General features: G+C 41.6%; 15 protein-coding genes. 12 read left to right on the top strand and 3 right to left on the bottom strand.

The genetic code is table 11. The features are described 5' to 3' along the window. Positions 1–24 precede the first annotated feature (24 nt). The 6 genes from BUE31_RS22050 (at position 25) to BUE31_RS22025 (ending at position 6,914) form a co-directional block, all read left to right on the top strand. Positions 25–1,104: a porin gene (locus BUE31_RS22050; RefSeq protein WP_073406004.1), complete on the top strand. Its 1,080-nt coding sequence runs from the start codon at positions 25–27 to the stop codon at positions 1,102–1,104. A 5-nt stretch (positions 1,105–1,109) separates the two neighbouring features. Next, entirely contained in the window at positions 1,110–2,240 is a 1,131-nt protein-coding gene (locus tag BUE31_RS22045; RefSeq protein ID WP_073406003.1) for a sensor protein KdpD, read from the top strand. Positions 2,241–2,265: 25 nt separating this feature from the next. Further along, positions 2,266–4,029, top strand: coding sequence for a HAMP domain-containing sensor histidine kinase (locus BUE31_RS22040; RefSeq protein ID WP_073406002.1), 1,764 nt, complete (start codon positions 2,266–2,268; stop codon positions 4,027–4,029). Between the two features lie 288 nt (positions 4,030–4,317). Continuing rightward, a complete protein-coding gene (locus tag BUE31_RS22035; RefSeq protein ID WP_073406001.1) occupies positions 4,318–4,896 on the top strand; it encodes an RNA polymerase sigma factor in 579 nt (192 codons plus the stop codon). A gap of 368 nt (positions 4,897–5,264) precedes the next feature. Next, positions 5,265–6,101 (top strand): SDR family NAD(P)-dependent oxidoreductase, encoded by an 837-nt coding sequence (locus BUE31_RS22030; protein ID WP_073406000.1) that lies wholly within the window; start codon positions 5,265–5,267, stop codon positions 6,099–6,101. 12 nt (positions 6,102–6,113) lie between these two features. Then, positions 6,114–6,914, top strand: coding sequence for a helix-turn-helix domain-containing protein (locus tag BUE31_RS22025; protein WP_073405999.1), 801 nt, complete (start codon positions 6,114–6,116; stop codon positions 6,912–6,914). Positions 6,915–6,990: 76 nt separating this feature from the next. Here the strand turns inward: BUE31_RS22025 and BUE31_RS22020 are convergent, their stop codons facing one another. The 3 genes from BUE31_RS22020 to BUE31_RS22010 form a co-directional block, all read right to left on the bottom strand. After that, positions 6,991–7,800: a helix-turn-helix domain-containing protein gene (locus BUE31_RS22020; protein WP_073405998.1), complete on the bottom strand. Its 810-nt coding sequence runs from the start codon at positions 7,798–7,800 to the stop codon at positions 6,991–6,993. Positions 7,801–7,818: 18 nt separating this feature from the next. Then, positions 7,819–8,865, bottom strand: coding sequence for an SDR family oxidoreductase (locus BUE31_RS22015; protein WP_073405997.1), 1,047 nt, complete (start codon positions 8,863–8,865; stop codon positions 7,819–7,821). A 366-nt stretch (positions 8,866–9,231) separates the two neighbouring features. After that, positions 9,232–10,443 carry a retropepsin-like aspartic protease gene (locus BUE31_RS22010; RefSeq protein ID WP_073405996.1) on the bottom strand — a complete coding sequence of 404 codons (1,212 nt, stop codon included), beginning with the start codon at positions 10,441–10,443 and terminating at the stop codon, positions 9,232–9,234. Between the two features lie 356 nt (positions 10,444–10,799). Between BUE31_RS22010 and BUE31_RS22005 the strand changes: the two genes are divergently transcribed. From BUE31_RS22005 to BUE31_RS21980, 6 genes are all read left to right on the top strand, one after another. Continuing rightward, a complete protein-coding gene (locus BUE31_RS22005) occupies positions 10,800–11,963 on the top strand; it encodes a FecR family protein (RefSeq protein ID WP_073405995.1) in 1,164 nt (387 codons plus the stop codon). A 224-nt stretch (positions 11,964–12,187) separates the two neighbouring features. Continuing rightward, entirely contained in the window at positions 12,188–15,724 is a 3,537-nt protein-coding gene (locus BUE31_RS22000; protein ID WP_083620190.1) for a TonB-dependent receptor, read from the top strand. A 25-nt stretch (positions 15,725–15,749) separates the two neighbouring features. Next, entirely contained in the window at positions 15,750–17,183 is a 1,434-nt protein-coding gene (locus BUE31_RS21995; protein ID WP_073405994.1) for a RagB/SusD family nutrient uptake outer membrane protein, read from the top strand. A 35-nt stretch (positions 17,184–17,218) separates the two neighbouring features. Next, entirely contained in the window at positions 17,219–18,421 is a 1,203-nt protein-coding gene (locus BUE31_RS21990; RefSeq protein ID WP_159440728.1) for a TlpA disulfide reductase family protein, read from the top strand. 74 nt (positions 18,422–18,495) lie between these two features. Continuing rightward, complete coding sequence (locus BUE31_RS21985) at positions 18,496–19,698, top strand: TlpA disulfide reductase family protein (protein ID WP_073405992.1); 1,203 nt, start codon at positions 18,496–18,498, stop codon at positions 19,696–19,698. A 19-nt stretch (positions 19,699–19,717) separates the two neighbouring features. Continuing rightward, positions 19,718–20,902: a TlpA disulfide reductase family protein gene (locus BUE31_RS21980; protein WP_073405991.1), complete on the top strand. Its 1,185-nt coding sequence runs from the start codon at positions 19,718–19,720 to the stop codon at positions 20,900–20,902. Positions 20,903–20,904: the final 2 nt, after the last annotated feature.

Below are 20,904 nucleotides of genomic sequence, written 5' to 3'. Positions count from 1 at the left end.
TTTCTGCTTTATGTTAACTAAACAATGAGAAGAATTATATTAATAATTATCCTGGTTTTAACAATGGCAATAGTTAAAGCACAGGATACTTCGCATACCGCTAAGCTTACCATAAGCGGCTATGCAGAATTATACTACAGTTACGATTTTAACAAGCCGGCAGATCATAACCGGCCACCTTTTGTATATGCTTATAACCGGACTAACGAAGTAGCCCTTAACCTTGGCTTTATAAAAGCCGCTTATTTAAATGATAATATCCGTGCCAATTTTGCCCTTATGGCCGGAACATATGCAAATGCAAACCTGGCTGCGGAGCCCGGCGTATTAAAAAATATTTATGAAGCCAATGCCGGGATCAAGCTTTCAAAAAAAGCCGATCTGTGGCTGGATGCAGGTGTTTTTTCATCGCATATTGGCTTTGAAAGCGCAGTTGGAAAAGACTGCTGGGTACTAACCCGTGGAATAGTTTCAGATAATACGCCTTATTATGAATCAGACGCTAAAATCACCTACAACACCGCTGATGGGAAGTTTACCGCGGTTGCGCTGTTTTTAAATGGCTGGCAACGGATGCAGCGGCGGGATGCAAATAATAGCCCTGCCGGCGGTGTACAATTAACCTGGAAACCATCAGCAAATTTCACACTGAATTACAGCAACTATCTGGGTACTGAAGGACCCGATTCTGCCAGTGTAAAGAGATTTTACCATGATCTTTATGCAATCATACAACTAACCTCTAAATTTGGTATTACTGGGGGTATAGATTATGGCACGCAGCAAAAAGTACATGCCGCAGCAAGCACAAATAACATTATAGCCCCGGTATTTATAGCCCGTTATTTATTGGATAAGCAATGGGCTGTTGCAGGCAGGGTTGAGTATTATAAAGATCAGCATGGAATTTTTATCAATACCCAAACCACCGATGGCTTTAATACAATGGGTTATTCATTAAATGTGGATTACATACCCTTTCCAAATGCCGTAATAAGGTTAGAAGGAAAAACCTATAATAGTAAAGACAAAATATTTTTGAAAGACAATGTTTACGTTGCAAATAATCCATTAATTACAACCAGCTTAGCAGTTTCATTTTAATTACGATGAAAACGGAAGAAAAGAATGACGAGGTTAAAACTTTTATCGAACTGGTAAAAAAATCACGGCGGGGAAAGTTTAAGATCTATATCGGCATGAGTGCCGGCGTTGGTAAAACCTACCGGATGCTGCAGGAGGCCCATGCACTTTTACGTAATGGCATCGATATACAAATTGGTTATATAGAAACGCACAATCGTGCCGAAACACATAGTTTATTAGCCGGTTTGCCCATTATCCCCCGAAGGAAAATCTTCTATAAAGGGAAAGAAATGGAAGAAATGGACCTTTCTGCCATTTTGAACCGGCACCCCGAGGTTGTGATTGTTGATGAACTGGCACACACTAATGTGGAAGGCAGCAAGAACGGTAAACGCTGGCAGGATGTGCTGGATATTTTGGAAGCAGGCATAAGTGTTATTTCGGCCGTTAATATTCAGCACCTGGAAAGCATGAACCAGGAGATTGAAGAAATTACCGGGACCCCCATTACCGAGCGTATTCCTGATAAAGTACTGGAGCTGACAGACGAAATTGTTAACATTGATCTTACCGCCGATGAGCTCATCGACAGGTTGAAGGAAGGAAAGATCTATGACAAAAGTAAAGTTGATATTGCCTTACAAAATTTCTTCCAGCCCGATAAGATCCTTCAGCTGCGGGAGCTTGCGCTGAAAGAAGTGGCACACCATGTTGAACGGAAGATAGATATTGAGATCCCCAAACAGATCAAATTGCGACCTGAAAAGTTTCTTGCCTGTATCTCATCCAACGCGGAAACAGCAAAGGTAGTGATCAGGAAAACAGCGCGCCTTGCCTCATATTACCGATCTCCATGGATAGTTTTATATGTGCAAAGCAGCAGCGAAAGCGGCAATCGTATTAAACTGGATAAGCAACGCCACCTCATCAATAATTTTAAACTGGCAACAGAACTTGGGGGCGAGGTGGTAAAAATAAAAAGCGACAATGTTACTCAAACGATCATGGCCATTGCTGAAGAACGGGAAGTAACAACTATTTGTATTGGCAAACCTCACCTAAGCCTGTTCCAGGTTATTTTGAGGACAGCAGTGTTTAATGAATTATTAAAGAAAATAGCGGAAACAGCTACCGACCTGGTTATTTTATCATGACCAGTAGAAATTAAAAATCAATAATATGAAAATCAAAAATAAATTACGGTTAGGATTTGGGTTTCTTTTCCTTATCGTTCTCTCTTTCGGAGTTGTAGCTATATTTTATATTCATGAAATATCAGACAGCGCCAAGGTGATCCTGAAAAATAATTACGAGTCATTAAGTTTTGCACGCGAAATGCGTACTGTGCTGGATGAAAACAAACTTCCATTAAATAACAAAGCGATTAAAGATTTTAACAGCCAATTGGTGCTGCAGGAACATAATATTACAGAAAAGGGAGAGGCTGAGGCCACTGCCGGTTTAAGAAAGGCATTTAACATATTGCAGGCGCCTGGTGTACTAAGTGCTGCAGCGCTGGATAATGCACAATACCATGCCAGGGCGCAGCTAAGGCAGGTAGAATTGTTAAACATGAAGGCCATTGTACGTAAAAATGAACGTGCGCAGGCTTCAGTAAATAAAGCGACCGTTCTTTTGGGCCTGGTTGGCACATTTACCTTTTTGGTGCTCTTCAGCTTTAGTGTCAACTTCCCGGGATTTATAGCTGACCCTTTAAAGAAACTGGTGGATGGGATCAGGGAGATCAGTCAAAAAAATTATAATCAGCGGCTAAATTTCAGCGCTAACGACGAGTTTGCCGATGTATCGTCCGCGTTCAATGAAATGACCGACCGGTTAAAAGAATGGGAAAATAGTAACCTGGCTACGGTATTGTCTGAAAAACAACGGATTGATACTATTATAGAGCAAATGCAGGATGCTATAATTGGCTTAAATGAAAAAGATGAGATCTTGTTTATTAATACGGTAGCAGAAGAGATCTTAAATCTCAAAGAAAAAAAACTGGTGGGCCAAAACGTAAATAAATTTACCGGAACAAATGACCTGTTTAAATCAATCATTGAAAATAAAACTATAAAATCATTTAAGATAGCCCTTAATGGTAAGGAGTCGTACTTCCAGTTGGATAGCCGTGAAATTGTAATTCCTAACCTTGACCCAAAGCCGGAAGATGTAGTGAGTTTCGGCAGCAAATCAGTTGGACGCGTTTATTTGCTCCGTAACATAACTGAATTTAAAGAGCGTGACGAGGCTAAAACCAATTTTATTGCAACCATCTCACACGAATTGAAAACACCGATTTCGTCTATTAAAATGAGTTTGAAGCTGTTGCAGGACGATCGGATTGGCCCGGTTAATGCGCAGCAAATGGAATTGGTGGAACATATAAAAGATGACAGTGACCGTTTATTGAAGATCACCAGCGAGTTGCTCGATCTCTCGCAGGTTGAAACAGGTAATATCCAGCTAAATTTCGTGCTTTCAGATCCTTTGGAAATTGTAAACTATGCGCTTAACTCAGTCAAGTTCCAGGCAGAACAAAAAGGGATCAGTTTACAGGTAAAAGCACCATCAAGTCTTCCAAAAGTACAGGTGGATATGGAAAAAACAGCCTGGGTATTGGTTAACTTTTTATCCAATGCGTTAAGATATAGCGGTGAAAAATCTAAAGTTGTTATTGAGCTTCGAGAAAAGGATGAACAGGTTGTTTTTGCAGTTAGAGACTTTGGTAAAGGCATTGATGAACAATACCGTGAACGCCTGTTTGAAAGATACTTCCAGGTACCTACAGATGGGCAGAATAAATCAGGTTCCGGTCTGGGTTTGGCCATTTCCAAAGATTTTATTGAAGCGCAACAAGGCGTTATATGGGTTGAAAGTGCCATTGGTGAAGGCAGCAGTTTCTTCTTTTCATTGCCATCTTACCAGGAGGTGGCTTAGGTTTTTAAGGAATATCCTGATCTGCACCACCGGTGTATGAAAGGTAATGGATTAATGGCCATGCAGGGTCTGATTTTTTGTAAGTCGGCACATGGTTGGTTATAAAATTATTGCATGTGTAAAAAATCATATGCAATAATTGCTTTGCTGTAGATTCCCAAATTGCTAATGTTGTTGCTGTTAATTTTTATCGTAATAATATTATATGATAAAAAAGTTACAAATGTTGTATTCGGCTTAATTTAATGTTTCATTTTTGTTAAATTTGATTTTAACAATGCTGATCGGATGTTTATAGGCGAGGACGACAAGGTTCAGGATAAATTATTGCTTTTGAAATTAAAAGACGGCAGTACTGAAGCTTTTGACGCGCTTTATGAAAAGTATTGGAAAGAAATCTATACTGCGGCGTTTAAGCGCTTACAGGACCCGGCCCAGGCCAAAGACATTACCCAGGATATTTTTTTGCAGCTATGGTTAAAAAGGGAGGAAAACAATATCGATAACCTGCCTGCTTATTTATTTACCGCTACAAAAAATAAGGTATTCAATTGGATGGAAAAGGAACGCAGGTTTACCCCTGTACCTGAGTTACTTTTACAGCTAAAAACCTCGCGCGACCAAACAGATGCGGAGCTGCTGCGAAAGGAATTCATGAAAGCCTATGAAGCGCTGATTGATACACTAACCCAATCCCAGCAACAAATATTTCGCATGCGCTATCAGCAGGACCTGTCAACCAGCGAAATTGCTGAACTATTGGATATCTCACGTAAAACTGTTCAAAACCAATTGGGCAAAGCTGTTGCACAGCTCCGTGCTTCGCTGCTGCTGGTCTCGTTAGTGATATTAATGAACACTATCTAAGCGGCTGCTTAAAACAGATCAACCTATCTTATAGCAGATAAATGCATCATAACTACACTTGTACTGTTAAGCCGCTCATAGTTCTTACTCAAAAACACAATCCTTAAGAACGAAATATTGATATTGTTTTTCGTTCATAGTTACTACTCAAAAACACGCTCCTTAGGAGCGAAATATTGGTAGAAACATAGCAAACAATCATTTTTCGCTCCGTAGGTGCGATACCTATTGAGCTATGCACCAGCAGGTTCATTATTAAGCTATTCTAAAAAATAGTGATGAACGTTTTAACAAAGTAACATGAACGTTTTAACAAAGCGGCGTCATCGCATTAAACCGAACTTTGATTAAAATTAAAAATTTAAATTATGTCAAAAGTTTGGTTAATAACAGGCAGTTCCCGCGGGTTGGGAAGGGATCTGACAGCAGCAGTATTAGCCGACGGCGACCTGGTGGCCGCAACGGCCCGCAATCCGGAACAATTAAAAGATCTTGCAGAGAAGTACCCTGGTAATATTTATCCGCTAATGTTGGATGTCACCAATAAGGCGCAGATCATTGCCGCAGTTGAAAATACGATCAAAAAATTCGGCCGTATTGATGTGCTTGTCAATAACGCCGGGTTTGGCATCATAGGCGCGGCCGAGGCTTATAGCGATGAACAGGTGCGCAACCAATTAGAAACCAATTTGTATGCGCCGATAGCAATAACCCATGCGGTGTTACCCTGCATGCGTAAGCAACGTTCAGGCAGGATAATACAGATCAGCTCAATAGGAGGCAGGGTAGGTAGCCCTGGACTGACCGTATACCAGGCAGCAAAATTTGGTTTGGGCGGTTTTAGCGAGGCGCTGGCTAAGGAGGTTAAGCCGCTGGGCATATGGGTAACAAGTGTTGAGCCGGGCGGTTTGCGTACCCGTATGATGGCCTCTATGGCCTGTGCGCCGGAAGTAGATGGCTATGAAAACACCGTCGGTATCCGCATGAAAATGTTTAAAAGCAGTGACTTTATCCCAACGGGCGACCCTGCAAAAGTGGCAAAAGTGATGATAGACCTGGCCGACAACCCGGAACCGCCGGTACACCTGCTGTTGGGAAGCGATGCTATAGCAAGGGTAAAACAAGCCGATATAGCAAGAAGCGAAGAAATGGAAAAATGGCTGCCGGTAAGCATGTCTACTGATGCCTGTGATCAGGAAAATTGATAGATTTGAATAATGCCTCAACTCAATAAAAAGCCGTCACCAATAGCTTATTCCTGCTACGCCACCCGTAGCAAGGGTGGAGAGCAGTTTATACCTGAGTTTGTATTCAGCTACCAGGTATCGGGGACGATGATCATGAATGATGGTAACAGGGAATATATTTTTAACCCCGGAGATTTTAGGCTCGGCAGGCGCAACCGCCTGATGAAGTTTAACAAACTCCCGCCGAATGGAGGAGAGTTCAAGTCGTTTTCGATTCACTTTGATCAGCCTTTTTTACGGAGTTTCAGTATGGAAACCGGATATGAATCTGAAAAGCATATCAATGGCAATGCGGTTATTTACCTGGAACCTCAGCCCTTGTATAAAAGCTACTTTGATTCACTGTCATCGTATATGCAGCTTAACAGGGAAGATGATGCCGGCTTGGTTGCTTTGAAATTGAGAGAGGCAGTCCTGCTGCTGTTAAAAGCAGATCCCGAAATTAAAGACATCTTATTCGATTTCAGTGAGCCGGGGAAAATAGACCTTGAGGCCTTTATGAACAGGAATTTTCATTTTAACGTCGATCTTAACCAGTTTGCATATCTCACAGGCAGGAGCCTGGCCACCTTCAAGCGGGATTTTGACAAGTTGTTCCATTTAACACCAGGCCGCTGGTTATTGCAACGGAGGTTGCAGGAAGCGTATTATCTGATCAGGGAAAAAGGTAAAACAGCATCCGATATTTACCTTGACCTGGGGTTTGAAGATCTGTCGCACTTCTCTTTTGCTTTTAAAAAGCAATTTGGCGCGGCGCCTACAAAAATTTAATAGGTAGCTTATAATTTCTATGGGCTTTCTCTTTTAACGGCACACTTTTTCTGCTGATGATGGCGCAGGTTTTTAGCTAACAGGTTAATAAGCTGGTGGGATTATATCCGAATTGTTTTTTAAAAGCGAATGAGAAATGCGACAGGTTCTCAAAGCCAACATCAAAATAAACATCCGATGGCTTTCTTTTTTTTTCGAAGATCTGGTAGTGAGCCAATTCCAATCGCTTTTGTGTGAGCCACTTTCCAGGGGTACTTTTAAAAGCCTTTTTAAAATCTTTTTTATAGGTCGTCAGGCTTCTGCCGGTTAAGTATCCGAACTTTTCTAAAGAAAGATTAAACATATAGTTCTTCTCCATAAAGTCCACTAGGTCCAATTTGCCTGGTTCTTCAAACTGGCCAAGCAACTGATCTGCATTTTGATTAATGGTACGCAATACGCGGATCGCTTCCTCTATTTTAAACGCGGCAATGTCCGCAGGTAAGGCATCCGCTAATTTAAAATAAGGTAACAGTGAATTAAAAAGGCTTTCCAGCAAAGGATGATCTTCCCAAACCATAAGTTCAGGTGCGTGCTGTTGTGAAGATGCAATCTGACGATCTGCATAATGTTGCCTGAGTTTCTCAGGATGAAATAAAATAGATACCACTACGCAGGGCTCTCCGTTTAAAGGCAGCTTACTTAGTCGCCCCAGTTGATTTCGGGGCAACAACACTGTATCGCCTGCGAAAAAATTGAAAACGCGGTCGGCTGAAGCGATCCTCACCTCGCCAGATAGCACACGTACCAGGGCTGGCTGTGGAAGGATCACCTCCCGGCTGTAGTGCTTTTCCTTTTTACAGGATATAAAGACTTGTGCCACACTAGCGTTCTCCAGGTTTTTCATTTCTGTAAAATTAAGGAATTATTTATTTACCAACCCCAAGCGGACCAGGCTTTCCGCAGTGGCTACGATGGCTTCCTCAGTAGAACGGGGCGACCAGCCCAGCATTCGTATAGCCTTTTTACTGGTGGAGTTCATTACCTTTCCCAGCATCGGAACGAGCACTTTTACCGCCGGATCCCATAAGGCAGCTACGTGCAGCAGCCAGTTCGGCAACTCTTTCACTTTGATATGCTCAGCTGAATTGCCCATGCGCCGTTTCAACACCCTTGCGATGTCAACAAGCCAAATACTTTCACCAGCGGTGGCCAGGAATCGCTCGCCGTTGGCAGCCGGATCGGTCATTGCCCGCAGATGCAGGTCCGCCACATCGCGCACATCCACAAACCCGCAATTTATTTTTGGACTGCCTGGGGCCTTATCTTTCATGAGCCGTTGAATAATATGGATAGAATGTGAATAGTCTGCACCTAATACCGGCCCCAAAACCGCTACTGGGTTAACCACAGAAAGTTCGAGACCGCCACCTTCCCGGGCGATGAAATCCCAGGCCGCCCGTTCAGCCAGTGTTTTTGATTTTTGATAGGTAGGTACCTTGCCGCTTAGGTCCGTCCAATCCGTTTCGCTAAATGGTGCGGTCTGCGGCTGGTGACCAAAAGCAATGGCACCGAATGCCGATGTTAGCACCACGCGTTTTACACCGACATCACGTGCCGCACGTAATACCCTAAGCACACCTTCACGGGCAGGGATGATCATTTCATCCTCGTGTGAATAATTTTTTAAAGGGGTTGGCGAAGCCACATGCAATACATAGGTACAGCCGGCAAGGGCTTCGGGCCAGTTTGTATCAGCGGCCAGGTCGGCTTCGATAAAAGACAAACGATTTCCTTGCCCGGCGCCGCCTTCCTTCAGCATTGCCCGTACTTCGGCTTCGCGGGTGAGCGACCGGACTGTTGTTCTTACATTGTATCCGGCATTTAAAAGCTGAAGGATACAATGTACTGCGATGAAACCCGAGCCGCCGGTTACAAGCACTGTTTTTTCACTATTTGAATTTATTGTCATCTTATTAAAAATTTGATGCAACAAAATTCGCTGTAAAATTGATCAGTCGTTTTGTTTAAAAGGCGCAATGTGCTTTGTTTAAAAGTCAGCCTTATAAAATGGTGAGTGTTATTATGTGATAATTGTATGCTGTGAAAAGATAAAATTCGTACCTCCTGTAAGTTTTTACTTTTAATGGCGCTTGAGGTTCGATCAACAAGGCCGTGTCATTACTGTCCTTTAACCAATTCTTCTTGTTAAAAAACATCAATCAAATACTGGTCTTCCGAAGAATTATAGACCTTACTGCTTTTTTCATTTTTAAATTTCCAAGGCAGGCAAGACATCACCCATTTCTTTTACCAGGGTACAAATGAGCGACTCGAATCATTCTTTTGTTATGCTGATTTTTTTAATGTTCCCTTGCTTATCTTTTATGGTAAGGGTTGCGGTTTGTTTGTCCATCATCCTTTCCACTTTACCACTTAGCCAGTCGCAAAGATCAATAGTTTGGCAAGATTCATCATCAATAGCCATAATTTGATCACCAGATTTTACCTGGTCTTTAAGCTTTTCCCATACCACACCTACTACCAGTTTATCATCTGCTACTATAGGTTTTAAGGGCCATAGCTTTTCACCCAGGTTGATAGTATCGGTTGTCAGTTCAAAATAAAAAAGATGATGTATAAAGTCGATGGTTACAATACCATAGTCTAATATTTTTGTGCCTATCCGGGTGCTCCTTGACTTACTGGTTTCTGTAACTGCGTTAGTAAATGTCCCACCTGCTATACTTAAGGACGAAATTTTCAGCCGATACAAACTATCCGGTATTTGTAAACCCAAAAGACTCATATGATTAATTCCATAACCGGCCGAGATCTTTTCAAATGCATCATCGTTTTTAAACCGATTAGCGTCAGTCGCTGTTATTCTTAAAAAGTTAGGGCTGCCTGTGTCAAAACCCACCATCATGGTCTTTTTATTCGCCACCTGCATATTAAAATAGGGAAAGCTTTGTGGTTCACCTGTAATAAGCGGCGTCTGCATTTTCTTATTAATAGATAGTTTTGTTTCATCGTCCGTTAAAATAATAATATGCTTTGCAGGTATGATCTGTACAATGGATTTACGAAGCAAATTACTGCCTATTACGCCATCAATATGCCAGCATTTATATAAACTGCTGCCGGACACCAAAGCCGGGATCCCGGTAAAAGAAAGGTTATTAAGTTTAAGCGTTGTTAAGGAGACAATATTTAATGAGGCTTTTTTTCCGGTGGCATCAGTTATTTCAGTATGATTAATAACTTCGGGCTTTAGCTCATTAAACAGTTCGGGAGTGATTTGTACAGGGGCCCCGGTATCAAAAATAAATTTTCGTTTTATACCGTTAATTTCCGGTGTTAAAAATATAACACCGTTTACAAGTTCATAAGGAATTTCTTCATAGTAGTTTTTGCTTTCTGTACCACCCTTATTAAAAGTAACACGCTGGGCTGTGCATATGGTCGTTGATAATAAAAAAAGGATGCAACTACTAAATGTATATCTCAATAAGATATAAAAAATGCGAAAGGTTGTATAAATTTCCATCTTGTAAATGTCTATTGAAATCTGCCTTTTGATCCTTCAATTAAATAGATGTTACAAATATCACCCGTCAATTAAAACTTCTTTCCAAATAATCCATCTGAAAAACAGAAGATCGGTAGTTATCCAATTATTCTAACTGGTTTTAAGATCAATAATATTGGTTGTGACTAATGGCACACTATTATTCAATCATAAATAGTAAAAGGACCTGTTTTGTAAATATGCTGTAATAATCTTAAAAAAGAGTTCCCGTGCCATTAAAAAAGAAAAACCACACCTCCCGAAAAATATTTTAAAAACCCGTGGGACTTTTTCCAACTCGGCGGTCATGTATTAAACGGCATATATACCGCTAAATGGAAAAGAGAAAATTTCTGCTATTGTTAAAAAAATACCGCACAGGCCAGGCGTCTGAACAGGAAAAAGCATACCTCACTGCCTACTATAATTTATTCGATGCCAGGCCCGATGTTACTGAAATGCTTAATCCCGAGGAAACAGAGTTCCTTAAAAATCAAATCAAAGCGGAGCTTAAAAATAAAATAGATCTGCATCAGCAAAAGCCGGCTGCAAAAACATTTAAACTTTATTATCGCCTAACCGCCGCCGCAGTTGTACTTATAGCTTTTTCGGCGGGTTTATTATTTTATGCGCAAAAAAATGACGGTAATCTATTTTCAGCTTTTCGCCACAAGCCAAATGATATTGCCTCTGGTGGTAACAAAGCCATCCTTACGTTAGCCAATGGTAACCGGATCATTCTAACAAATGCAAAAAATGGCTTGCTGGCTCAACAGGGCGGCACGCAAATAAATAAAACGGCCAACGGGCAGATCATCTATAACGTGGCGCAAGCTGTAAAAGGCACCGATACAGCATTTAATACCATTACCACACCGCGTGGCGGCCAGTACATGGTTGTACTGCCCGATAGCAGCAGGGTTTATCTTGATGCAAACTCATCATTACGTTTCCCTGCGGCGTTTTCAGGTAAGCTGCGTACGGTGATGTTAACCGGCGAAGCTTATTTTGAAGTAGCCCATAATAAGAACATGCCATTTCATGTAATATCTAAAGGGCAAACGGTTGAAGTATTGGGTACCCATTTCAATATAAATGCCTACAACGACGAAAAAGAGATTAAAACCACCCTGCTTGAAGGAAGTGTGAGGGTATCAGCTGAAGGCGGAACAGCTTTGCTTGTACCCGGCGAGCAGTCGCAAATTGCTAAAACTGTTACCGCAGGTAAAAATATTACCGTAATTAAAAATGCTAACACCGATGAAGCGGTTGCCTGGAAAAACGGGTTCTTTCAATTTGAAAATGCCGATATCCAAACTATAATGCGCCAGTTTGCCCGCTGGTATAATGTTGATGTAGTATTTGAAGGCAACGTGCAGGAGCGGTTATTCTCAGGCGAGATCCACCGCAACCTTACCGTATTACAGGCGCTCGACCTGTTAAATTATGCTAATGTTCATTTTAGTATCGATGGAAAAAAAATAATTGTATCACCATAATTAACTAAACTATAATTAAACACTTAAACAAAAGAAAGATATGAGGAAAAACTTACAGCAACAGTAATAAACCACCGAACGGGTAACCGGAATGAAAAACCGCAGAAGTACTTGGAACTACTCCTGCGGAAAATATCTGGGTCAACCCTCTGTCCCGATACAATCGGGGCGGAAAATAATTTGGACAACTATTAGATGTATTAACCCAAAACTTTACAAAAGTAATGAAATTAAATGCTTTTACTAAAGTGATCCTGCCATTTGGCGGATTGCTACCCCCTAAAGTAATACTGGCGATGAAAATAACCACTTTTCTATTAATAGTAGTCCTGGTGCAGGCAAGCGCCAAAGGCTACAGCCAGATAAATTTGAATGAAAATAATGCGCCGTTAGCAAAGATTTTAAAGTCCATCAAAAGGCAAACCGGCTATTCCTTTTTTTATGATACTAAGGATGTGAAAAATGCCAGGGTTAGTATCCAGGTAAACAATGTATCGTTAGACCAGGCCCTCTCTATCTGTTTTAAAGATCTCCCACTTAGCTTTAAAATAATTGAAAACAACGTTGTTTTAAAGAAAAAAGAAGAATCGTTTGTGGAGAAGGTAATGATTATGATGGCGCCCGCAAAGGACATTCTGGGTATTGTTACGAATGAAAACGGTGCTTTGGCAGGTGTTTCAGTTAGGGTAAAAGGAACCACCCGGGTTACCACTACCAATGAGTATGGCGCTTTTGTTTTAAAAGGAGTAAATGAAAACGACATCCTGATATTCACCTATATAGGTTACAAAACCCAGGAAGTTATAGTTAAAGGCGACATGTCTGCCATCAAAGTAAAACTTGAAAAGGATGTTGCCAGTTTGCAGGATGTTGTTGTAGTTGGTTACGGCTCAACCCAAAGAAAGGACCTTACCGGTGCCGTATCAACAATAAATGCCAAAGATATTGAGGATGTCCCATTCGCAACTATTGACAATGCGCTGGCAGGTAAAGCAGCAGGCGTACAGGTTACCAAAAGCGACGGTTCGCCAGGTGGCGCGGTCCGGATCAGGATTCGCGGTTCAAGCTCAATCCTTGGTGGTAACGACCCTTTATATGTAATTGACGGCATTCCGGTACAGGTAGGAAGTAATTATCAAACACCTGGTTATGATGTAAGCAGCCCGGTTGGTAACGATGTTACCGGTGCGGGAGGCGTAAGCACAGGTCTGTCAACTTCTTTTATAAACGGGTTAAATAGCCTTGGAGGATTAAATACAGATGATATTGAATCTATTACTATATTAAAAGATGCTTCATCTACAGCCATCTACGGCTCAAAGGGCGCCAACGGCGTAGTAATTATTACTACCAAGCGGGGCAAAAAAGATATGAAGCCTGCTATTACGGCAAGCTATTACAGCACAGTTAGCACACCCATAACACCTACCGTTTTAAACGCCCAGCAATACAGAACATTAATAACTGAGGCGGCGCAAAATGATAAGGACTCACGTATGGCTGCTGGTAAAAAAACTTTCCCTGCAAATACAACCGCCATATTAAATAACCCTTCTTCGTTTTTTGGCACCGCCAATACCGATTGGATAAAGGAAGTTACCCGTACAACGCTTTCACATAATGCGGAGGTTTCTGTACAGGGCGGCGGTAATTCGTCAAAATATTTTAGTTCGATATCTTATAACGCTACACCTGGCGTAGTTGATAATACCGACTATCACCGCATATCAGGAAAAATAAACCTTGAAAATGAAATCGGCCCCAAATTCAGGTTCATTACCAACCTGATATTGGGCTATGTTAACCAGAATATAGGCGACGGCGCTTTTGACCAGGCGCTTAAAGCCAGGCCTGATTATTCGCCATATGATGCGAGTGGCAATTTGGTAAATTTTTCAAATGTAGGCTACTCTTACCTGGGTTTCCAAAACCCTGCCGCTTTGCTTAAAGCTACAAACAATTCAAAAACATTCAGTTTATTAGGTACCGTGTCAGGTATATATGATATTACAAAGGATCTACAGTTCAAAAGTGCCCTATCGCTTAATTCACAAACCTACAACCAGCGTAACTTTACGCCAAGCTTTGTGGAGATAGGTAGTTTTTACGGCAGTGTTGCCAATAATGGCGGGATAGGCAGTAACTCGAACAGCCGCTCAACCGACTGGATCTTAGAAAACACATTAACCTATAACAAGCAGCTTAATAAAAACAATAATCTTACCGTATTAGCAGGCCAATCATACGAAACCCGTAAAACTAGCTTTTTTAGTGCTACTGCAACAGGTTACCCAAATGATAATGTGCTGACCAGCCTTTCATCAGCCGTATCGCCTTTGCTGGTAAGGGGCGATGATCCTTCGGCTCCGCAGAGCTACTTACTGTCGTTTTATTTAAGGGCTAACTACAGCCTGATGGATAAATACCTTTTAACATTTACCGGCCGTACTGACGGATCTTCGAAGCTTGGCCCCGGTAATAAATTCAGCTACTTCCCTTCAGGTGCAATTGCCTGGCGCGTATCGCAGGAAAACTTTCTGAAAGATGTTAAATGGATAGATGATATAAAAATAAGGGCTAGTTATGGTTTAACCGGAACGCAAAACATTGGCGACCAAATGTACCGAACCCTTTATAGCCCATTATCATATGGTGGTGTTAGCGCCCTTGTACCTACCCAATTAGGCAACAAGGATATTAAATGGGAAACTACCAGGGAAGCTGATGGTGGTTTGGATATATCACTATTTAATAACAGGTTAACTGCAACAGTTGATTATTATAACAGGCAAACCAGCGGTGATTTGCTGTCACTGCCAATTGCTCCAAGCAGTTCCTATAGCTCATTGCTCAGCAATGCCGTTGGGCTAAAAAATACAGGTGTTGAAGTAAGCATTGGCGGCGATATTATCCGTACCAGGAATTTTAAATGGAATGCAGGCTTTAATGTGACCTGGAACAATTCGGTAATAACAAAATTAAACGCCAGTGCCGACCTTACCCAAATTGGCGATTTAACCGGCATGGAGTACGGTAACACAACGCTTATACAAGGCAAGCCATTGGGTTTAATAACGGGGCTTACTGTTACCGGTATTATAAAAACGCAGGCGCAGCTGGATGCTTATAAGAAGCAATTGGGAGGCACTGCTGCTTTCTTCCCCTATCTTGGTATAGGAGATCCGATGTATAAATTAATGCCTTTTGGAACTTTTGGTAATTATCCAGACTTCAATACCATTATTGGTAGCGCGGCCCCTAAATATTATGGAGGTATTACCCAGGGCTTTACTTACAAAAACTTCGACCTGCAGTTTTATTTCACATTTTCCCAGGGTGGCAAGTTGCTGTGGGGCGACCATGTATCAAGTGCTGAATTTGTTGGCAGCTCAAATGCTAACGTATCTATGCTGAACAGATACACACCTACTAATACCAATACCAACCAGCCACGATTAGTATTGAATAATGACGATGGTTTTTACTACAAAAATCAACAGGATCTGTTCAATTCATCCTATTTAAAATTACGTACGCTAACCTTTAACTATCGCTTTAGTAAAACAGCATGGATGGATAAAGCGGGATTTAAAAGTGTAACATTATTTGCTTCGGGAACCAACTTATTTACTATAACCAAGTATCCCGGAAATGACCCTGAAACATCTGATGATCCCTACAGTGTACAGGGAGGTTACTTTGATGTAAGTAATTATCCAACGGTAAGGGCATTCTCATTAGGCCTAAAGGCTGGGTTTTAGTTTTCACAATTTAATATGCAGTAAAATGAAACATAAAAATATAAAATACATTTTGATAGTTTTCGCGATCTCATTCCTGTGGTCGTGCAAAAAAGAACTGAATGTATTTCCAACAACTTCAGAAGTTGACGGGAATGTTATTGTTGATACAAAAAGCGCCTCAACTGTTTTAAACGGCGTTTATTACCGTTTTGCCAACAGCGGGGTGGATAATAACCTGGTTCCATCAGTAAGGTGGATGGATGTAAATGAAGTTTTTCCTTCAGAAATGGCCGGCTCGTTAAGCAATTCAAGCGGCGATGACGGCGTTTATTCGCTTACCCTTAATTCACAAAATTATGGCGTAGGTGCAATGTGGACTTACGGCTACCAGTTAGTGAATGCAGCAAATGGCTTTCTTAAAAATGTTGCCCCGGTAACAACTATACCTGCTGCAGCAAAAAAACAAATGATAGCCGAAGCTAAATTTCTGCGTGCTTTTGGCGATAGTGAATTGCTGCTTTATTTTGGGCAGTATTATGACCCTACCAGTAAATACGGGATTATTTTACGCGATGAATTTGTAACTTCTACAAATATTAATCTTCCCCGCTCAACGGTGGCACAAACCTATACAGCCATATTGGCCGATCTTGATGCTGCTATACCCGACCTGCCCAAAGTAAATACAACCGCTTATTATGCTAATGCGTCGGCAGCAAAAATATTGGAGGCCCGTGTGCTGATAAACAGGGGAGCAGCCGGCGATTATGCCAAAGTAATAAGCCTTACCAGTGATGTTATAGCCAATGGCGGCTTTACGCTTGAACCCAATGTTAAGGATCTCTTTCTTTCAAAAGGTTTTTCAAGTACCGAGGTGATCTTAGGTTTACAGCAATTCTCTACCGAAACCTATAAATACCAGTATAACCAGTATTACGGCCAGTACCCGGCTTCTGCCTCATTTGTTACCTTGTTAACAAATGATCCGCGCAATGGATGGTTATATAGGGATGACCAGGGCGGCACCGTTTATGGTGGTGCTTATGGCAACATAAATGAATTAACAAAATATTACTCCGGCGATACCGGCAACCCTGTTCAAACACCGCTATCTGAAACCAGTTACGCGTTTAGGCTAACAGAAGCTTACCTGTTACAGGCAGAAGCTATTACCTTATCAGGGGGCGATCTTACAATAGCAAAAAACCTGTTGAAAACGGTAGAAGGCCATGCGGGTGTTACCAATGTTGCTGATGTTGATGCAGCTGCTACCCCTGCACAATTACAGGAGCTGGTTGTAAAGGAAGAAATAAAAAACTTTTTTTCAGAGAACGGGCAGGATTGGTTTGCATTGCGCAGGCTGCCGCTTGCTACGGCGCAAACCATCCAGCCGGCGCTAACATCGGTTAAACAATTAATATTACCTATACCCAATAGTGAAATAATCACAAACGGTAATATCATACAAAACCCTTAATGTTTAATAAACTCTGCTTAACAAATTTAAATATCATGAAAAAGTATATGCTGATAGGCCTGGTGGCATTTGTTGCAATGTTCGCGTTTGTTAATTGTAAACTGGCGGCACAAAAGCAATATGTTATAAACGGTACTATAAAAGGGGTACCGTCAGGAACTGTAAAACTAATTTACCAAAACGAAGACGACCGAACCTCAAAAACCATTGACAGCGGCATTATTGCCAATGGAAAATTTGAGTTAAAAGGCGATATAGGCGTGCCGAAAATGATGACGGTAACCCTTGAGCCCGGCAACTGGAGCTTTAATGTATTTGTTGAAAATTCACCAATATCTGTTACGGCCGATACAACCGGCTCAACACATTATGATTATACAGCCTATGGTATGGGCAAAGGAGCAATGGTGAAAAACTTTACCGAAACGGGCTCAAAAAATTATGATGACTGGATGAAGTATCAAAATGACCCCGGCCAAAAGCAATATGAGCCCGCTTTTGCAGCGTTAGAGAAAAAGTTTAAAGCGGCAGGCAAGGATATCGACGCGGAGTATAGGGTAAGGGATCAGATGGACTCGGTACAAAAACTGCTGCAGGTATGGCAAAAAAAGAAGATAGACGAATATGTAGCTAAAGAGCCGTCATCGGTGGCCGGAATTTATATGTTCAATCAGCTGTATATGTTTGTTAAAGGCACCATGACTTACGGCTCGCTCGACAGCATGCTGAACAAATATACAGGCGAGGCAAAAGCATCTACTTATTATGCAAGCCTGGTGAAGTCAAGAACTATGCTTAAAGCAGTACAACCTGGCGCTGTAGCTCCTGATTTTACCTTGCTAAAGCGAGACAGCACCAAATTTACTTTATCATCAACCCGCGGGAAATATTTGATGATAGATTTTTGGGCAAGCTGGTGCCACCCCTGCCGCCAGGCCATCCCGCACTGGAAAACCGTTTATCAAAAATACCATGATAAAGGCTTTGAGATCCTAAGCGTTTCAGATGATAACAGGTGGAAAGACTGGACAAAGGCAATGGACGAGGAAAAAATGCCCTGGGCCCAGGTTGATGATGAATTCCCTGTAAAGAACATGCCTGCCAAAGTCGGCAGCCTGTATATGACCACTTTTATTCCTTTTTATGTATTGCTTGATAAGGAAGGGAAGATTTTGGTTTACAGCGGAGATGAAGCGAAAATAGATGCCAAATTAAAACAGATCTACGGCGAATTGTGAAAAATGTACAGGTAATACGTGCCCGGTTTACGCCGGGCAGGTATTACCCTGTTTACTAAAATCTATAATCAATCATGAAAACGAAAAAAATAGTATGCAATGTTATTGCAATAGCATTTGGGATCCTGTTTGCTAAAAATCCTTCATTAGCGCAAGCGAAATATGATGTTAAGGGGACTGTAAAAGGGATAACATCAGGCACGGCTAAGCTGGCTACTTATAACGAAGGAAACCGCACGGAAAAGATTGTGGACAGTGCCACTATAAATAACGGCATATTTGACTTAAAGGGCAGCCTTAACTCCCCTCAAATGGTAATTATCAGTCTTGAACCGGGGAACTGGAAATTTAGTGTTTTTGTTGAGAATGGCCCGGTAAATGTTACCGCAGACACTACGGGCGCCAGGCATTATGATTATTCGGCATATGGTATGGGCAAAGGGGCCGGTGTAGTAAACTTTACCGAAACCGGTTCAAAAAACTATGACGACTGGATGGCGTATGAACATGATCCCGGCCAAAAACAATATGAGCCTGTTTTTGCTGAATTAGACAAAAAGTTTAAGGCAGCTGGCAGTGATATCGATGCACAGTACAGGGTGAGGGATGAACTGGACTCAGTTGAAAGGCTGCTACACGTTTGGCAAAAACAAAAGATAGACGCATACGTGGCAAAGGATCCATCGGCTGTGGCGGGGATCTACATGTTCGATGATTTATATAAGTGGGTAAAAGGCACTATGTCTTATGCGGAGATGGACGCTATGCTGAACAAATTCACCAGTGCGGCAAAAGAGTCGCCTTATTATGAAACCCTTTCAAGGTACCGGACCCTGCTTAAAGCTGTGCAACCCGGCAGCACAGCGCCTGATTTTACTTTACTTAAACGCGATAGCTCAAAATTTACTTTATCAGAAAACCGCGGCAAATACCTGATGATAGACATGTGGGCAAGCTGGTGCCATCCCTGTCGCCATGCTATCCCGCACTGGAAATCTGTTTATCAAAAGTATCATGACAAAGGGTTTGATATCGTGAGCATGTCGCTCGATTCAAAAATGAAGGATTGGACAAAGGCCATGGATGAAGAAAAGATGCCCTGGACACAAATCAAAGATGAATTCCCGATAAAAATGATGCCTGCCAAAGTTGCAAGCTTGTACATGACCACCTTCATCCCTTTTTATGTATTGCTTGATAGGGAAGGGAAGATATTGGTTTATAGTGGGGATGAGACTAAAATTGATGAAAAACTGAAAGAAATATACGGTAACTAACCTTTTAAAATTAAAAACTATGAGAACAACTAAAATATTTTGCACTGCTGCTCTGCTCTTTGTATTACAGCACACCTTTGCCCAAACTGCAAGTGTAAGTAAGCCATTCACAATTAAAGGCACTTTAACCGGTGCCCATGCCGATTCAGTAACGTTTTATTATGAAGGCGAAGGCGGAAAATATATGCATGAAACAAAACCGGTAACAAACAATCAATTTACGCTTACAGGTAATGTACCTCACCCGGTTAGCGCACGCATTATTTTTAAAAAAGCGGGAGAGGTTATACCGCGTAACAAGGAGGAAGACAGGATGCGGGAGTTATATATTGAGCCAACTGCCCTAACAATTACCGGCGACCCGCTGGATGTAAAAACCTTAATCATAGCAGGCTCGAGAACCCAAACGGAGTACGAAGACCTGAACAGTAAGATAGCACCTATCCGCGAGGAAATGAAACCTATTGAAGTGGCTTTTATGAATGAAAAGGATCATGAAAAAGCAGCCGCCATACATGACCAGTTTGAGCCATACAACGCCCGAATAAAAAAGATAACCTACCAGTTTTTTACCGATCATCCAAACTCATATGTTACACTGGATATGATGAAATACTATGTTTCAAGCATGAGCCTTGATTCAACCAGGCAGGTTTACAATGCTTTTAATGATGAATTAAAGGCTACAGCCGATGCAAAGGAACTGATGGATCACATTAAAAAGATTGAAGCAGGTTCGCCTGGTGCAATGGCGCCGGTATTTACAAAAGCAGATATTAACGGCAAACCGCTTTCATTGGCCGATTTTAAAGGTAAATATGTAATGCTTGATTTTTGGGCAAGCTGGTGTGTGCCATGCCGCAAAAGCAATCCGCACATGATCGATCTTTATAATAAATATAAAAGCAAAGGCTTTGATGTTATAGGCATTGCCGATGATGACGGGAAAGTGGCCGTATGGAATGCTGCCGTTGCCAAAGACAAAGTAGGCATTTGGCACAACGTATTACGCGGGCTTAAAATGGACATGATAATGAAGCATATCCCTAATCCGGATGATCTTGACCAGCAATATGGAATAGCCTCCATCCCAACCAAGATATTAATAGGCCCCGATGGGAAAATATTAGGTCGTTACGGTGATAGCTATGGCGGTACTGAAGAAGATATGGACAAAATGCTGGCTTCTATTTTTGATAAATAATT

Origin of the sequence: Mucilaginibacter sp. OK098 (assembly GCF_900142915.1) — a bacterium.
In the GTDB taxonomy this organism is placed as follows: domain Bacteria; phylum Bacteroidota; class Bacteroidia; order Sphingobacteriales; family Sphingobacteriaceae; genus Mucilaginibacter.
This window is presented reverse-complemented; position numbering and strand designations above follow the sequence as displayed.

Bases quoted from the DNA above. Each gene is read 5' to 3' on its own strand.
- BUE31_RS22050 (WP_073406004.1), top strand. From the start codon at position 25: ATGAGAAGAATTATATTAATAATTATCCTGGTTTTAACAATGGCAATA.
- BUE31_RS22045 (WP_073406003.1), top strand. From the start codon at position 1,110: ATGAAAACGGAAGAAAAGAATGACGAGGTTAAAACTTTTATCGAACTG.
- BUE31_RS22040 (WP_073406002.1), top strand. From the start codon at position 2,266: ATGAAAATCAAAAATAAATTACGGTTAGGATTTGGGTTTCTTTTCCTT.
- BUE31_RS22035 (WP_073406001.1), top strand. From the start codon at position 4,318: ATGTTTATAGGCGAGGACGACAAGGTTCAGGATAAATTATTGCTTTTG.
- BUE31_RS22030 (WP_073406000.1), top strand. From the start codon at position 5,265: ATGTCAAAAGTTTGGTTAATAACAGGCAGTTCCCGCGGGTTGGGAAGG.
- BUE31_RS22025 (WP_073405999.1), top strand. From the start codon at position 6,114: ATGCCTCAACTCAATAAAAAGCCGTCACCAATAGCTTATTCCTGCTAC.
- BUE31_RS22020 (WP_073405998.1), bottom strand. From the start codon at position 7,800: ATGAAAAACCTGGAGAACGCTAGTGTGGCACAAGTCTTTATATCCTGT.
- BUE31_RS22015 (WP_073405997.1), bottom strand. From the start codon at position 8,865: ATGACAATAAATTCAAATAGTGAAAAAACAGTGCTTGTAACCGGCGGC.
- BUE31_RS22010 (WP_073405996.1), bottom strand. From the start codon at position 10,443: ATGGAAATTTATACAACCTTTCGCATTTTTTATATCTTATTGAGATAT.
- BUE31_RS22005 (WP_073405995.1), top strand. From the start codon at position 10,800: ATGGAAAAGAGAAAATTTCTGCTATTGTTAAAAAAATACCGCACAGGC.
- BUE31_RS22000 (WP_083620190.1), top strand. From the start codon at position 12,188: ATGAAATTAAATGCTTTTACTAAAGTGATCCTGCCATTTGGCGGATTG.
- BUE31_RS21995 (WP_073405994.1), top strand. From the start codon at position 15,750: ATGAAACATAAAAATATAAAATACATTTTGATAGTTTTCGCGATCTCA.
- BUE31_RS21990 (WP_159440728.1), top strand. From the start codon at position 17,219: ATGAAAAAGTATATGCTGATAGGCCTGGTGGCATTTGTTGCAATGTTC.
- BUE31_RS21985 (WP_073405992.1), top strand. From the start codon at position 18,496: ATGAAAACGAAAAAAATAGTATGCAATGTTATTGCAATAGCATTTGGG.
- BUE31_RS21980 (WP_073405991.1), top strand. From the start codon at position 19,718: ATGAGAACAACTAAAATATTTTGCACTGCTGCTCTGCTCTTTGTATTA.